The 2,950-nt window shown below is 60.9% G+C and carries 2 protein-coding genes; one reads left to right on the forward strand and one right to left on the reverse strand.

Annotated features, from left to right (window positions below; genetic code table 11):
* A partial coding sequence (locus tag ACH2EH_RS22685) for a heparinase II/III family protein (protein WP_395145336.1) occupies positions 1–2,040 on the reverse strand: 2,040 nt, incomplete at its 3' end.
* A gap of 27 nt (positions 2,041–2,067) precedes the next feature.
* Between ACH2EH_RS22685 and ACH2EH_RS22690 the strand changes: the two genes are divergently transcribed.
* The coding region (locus tag ACH2EH_RS22690; RefSeq protein WP_395145338.1) for an RNA polymerase sigma factor at positions 2,068–2,950 on the forward strand (883 nt) is incomplete at its 3' end.

Raw genomic sequence — 2,950 nt, forward strand, 5'->3', positions numbered from 1 at the left:
GCGGAAAGCGCGGGTTTGGGTCTTGTTGCCGTAGTCTGGGCCGGGCGCGAGGACGAGGCCGCTTGTTGCTACCGTGCCGTAGCCACTGTGCAGAAAATACGCGTGATCCTGGCCCCCCGTCACACGGAAGAAGTCCACCACATAGAACCCGCCACCAGGCAGATCCGCCATCCCCACTGTGCGCTCATAGCGCTCGATACCATACAGCGCGCCCCCCTCTGCGCGGACGGCTTGCCAGCTTTTCTCGTTGCGCCAGAGGGTTGTCTTCCCCGCTGGCAGCCCCTCGTAGCCCGCCCGCTCGGTGATGGCAGCACCGACCCGCTTCTGGTCTTTTCCATCCACCACAACCGTGTTGTGCGCCGCCGCCATGGTGTACCAGAGGGCGCGCGGTGCGCCCCAGCCGCCGAACTGCACGGGTGGGTAGCCAAAGTCCGGCAGCAAGTCCAGCCCATAGGCAAACAGCCCGAGATTGAGCCCGTCGCTGTGGTGGTGGTAGCCGCCCGAGTCGTAGTCGAGCCAGAGGGCACGGGAGTTTTTGCCCTCTCCCCCTCGCAGTAGAGCCAGGTGCCACTCCTTCTTATCAATCGAGCCCAGCTTGGGTTCAGTGCCATGCTTAGCAATCGCGGCACTCACTTGCTCCTGGAAGCGCTCCGGGCTCTCGGCGAAGAGATCATGGGGCAAGTCTGTGGTAGTTTTCCCGTTGGCATGGTGCAGCGCCTGCACGAACCCGACCTCGCCCGTCGCCGCGTGGAGCCGTCCCAGAAAATCAAACATGGATGCCCCGATGCCAGGATTGGTCGAAAAACTCACGCCACAGTACGTCGGGCTGGGCGCTGCGAACGTCCCACAGTCCCCGATGCGCGGATAGAACTGCCCCAGGCACCACGTTTCGAGGGGGAAGCGATACATCTCCCCGATACGTGGGTTGCGCCGCAGCAAGTCCGGCAGAAAGTTCGGGTCAATGCGTGCGTAGAGCGCTAACACCGTGGCGATCCCGCTGGTCGCATAGACAGAGTAGCCTGTTAGCCCTTTCTCGCCCGTCATGCCGTCCACCGCCGTCGCTTTTTCCAGAGTCTTGTCCAGCAGCGCCAGAATCTCGGCTCTATTTCCGGGCCAGCCCTCGACCGTCTTTAAAATCGCCACGGTCAGCTCGGTCTGCGGGTAGTTGGAGTAGATCTTATCGGTGCTGCGCTGAGGGTCCTGCAGGATACCTTCCTCAATCTGCCGTAGGACATCGGCAGGCGAGGATTTTTTCAGAAACGCCGCCAGCGCGGTATCTTTGGCGAGCGCCTCGCGCACTCTATCATAGGCCAGCGCCATTTCACGCGTCTCGACGCAGGCATCGTGCCAGGTGGAGACATAACCCGAGCGCGGCGGGCCTTCGTACATCACGCCCTCTTTGCCAAAGTCGTGTGTCGGGTAGAGCTCCGCCACGCGCGCCAGAAGTACTCCCGCCTGGTGCGCATAGTGTGCCTCGCCCGTGACGGCATACGCCGCCGACAGCGCGACAATCCCCCCATGGACGGCTTGCTTCCACTGGCCATAAACTAAATACGCCCCGATAAAGCGCCAGCGCTTGTCGCCCTCAACGTAGCCCTCGCCATCGTCCACGCCAAACCCTCGTGGCCCACTCGGGTTCACCAGTAGCTTCCGGTCGGCCTTCTTCGGATCGAAGATCCCGCGCTCATCTAGCCCCGATGCGTAAAACGCTCCAAAGTCGTTTTTTGGAAACACGTCGTCGCAGTGCGGACAGCGCACCTTCCAAGGCTCTTTAAGCGCATTCATCTTCCAGGTGTACATCGGGACGGACTTCGTACAGCTTGGGCAGTAGCCATTGGACCAGACCATCCAGCTCCGTTTGATCGTGTTGCCAAAGAACAAGCCAAAGAGATGCGTATCGGAGAGCCCGCGCCACGGCTGCGCCGCCGCGACAATCTGATCCCGAATTACCTTTGCAAACGGATACTTCGCTGCGTTGGTCTGTGCCCGCCGCACCAGTGTGGCAGGTAGGAAAACACTCGCCGTCTTTGGTTGTTTCATGCGGCCATTTTACCTGTAAAATGCGTCATGGTTCCCTCAGACCAAGAGCTGATTGCCCGAACCCAGCGCGGTGACAATACGGCGTTTGGGATGCTCTGGGCATGCCATTCCCCCCGTGTTCTGTCGCTCTGCCAGCGAATGCTGGCCACCAGCAACGCTGATCCTGCTACGGATGCACAGGACATAACCTCGGAGACCTTTATTCAGGCGCTTCATGCTCTGGATCAGTTTGTCCAGAAACCAGGCCGAGCGAGTGGATTTGGCCCGTGGCTCCAGGAGATAGCGCGGCGGCGCTGCCTTAAGTTGCTAGAACGTCAGCGGCGGCGTACTGATTTGCTTTCAGCGCAGCCCGAGAAGATGCCGGAAGCAAGCGTGGCACAGCAAGTAGAAGAGTATGAGCTTTTGGAGCGCGTAGCACAGGAGATCAATGCCCTCCCCGATACCTACCGTGTCCCGTTCCGACTCATGCTGGAGCAGTTCTCACACCAGGAGATCGCCGAGCGCCTCGGGCTTTCCGTCGAGGCTGTTGTCCAGCGCCTCCACCGAGCACGGGTTCGTCTGCGCCCACGGGTGACGACCTTCCTTGGTCACGCGCCCCACCTGCGCCGGATGGAGCAGGCTCTCTCAGAAATCGTCACGCCTTCCCGTATTGTGACGGTTCAGCTCCCCAGTGGCGGAGAGATCCAGCTCTGTGTGCGTGTTGACCAGCGACTTGCAAGCCAAGCCAGTACTCTCCCGGAGCGGCGGCGCACACTGGGACGTTATCCTCGTGCGTGGAAGCCCTGGTTGGTATTCGCAGAACTGGCCTACCACTGCGGGGTGTGGGATGAGGCACGGCTTGCTTACCAGGAAACGCTAACACGTAACCCAGCATGCCTTCCAGCAGCTCTGGGACTCTGGGAGATCCTGC

Source organism: Armatimonas sp., from assembly GCF_043760365.1.
In the GTDB taxonomy this organism is placed as follows: Bacteria; Armatimonadota; Armatimonadia; order Armatimonadales; family Armatimonadaceae; genus Armatimonas.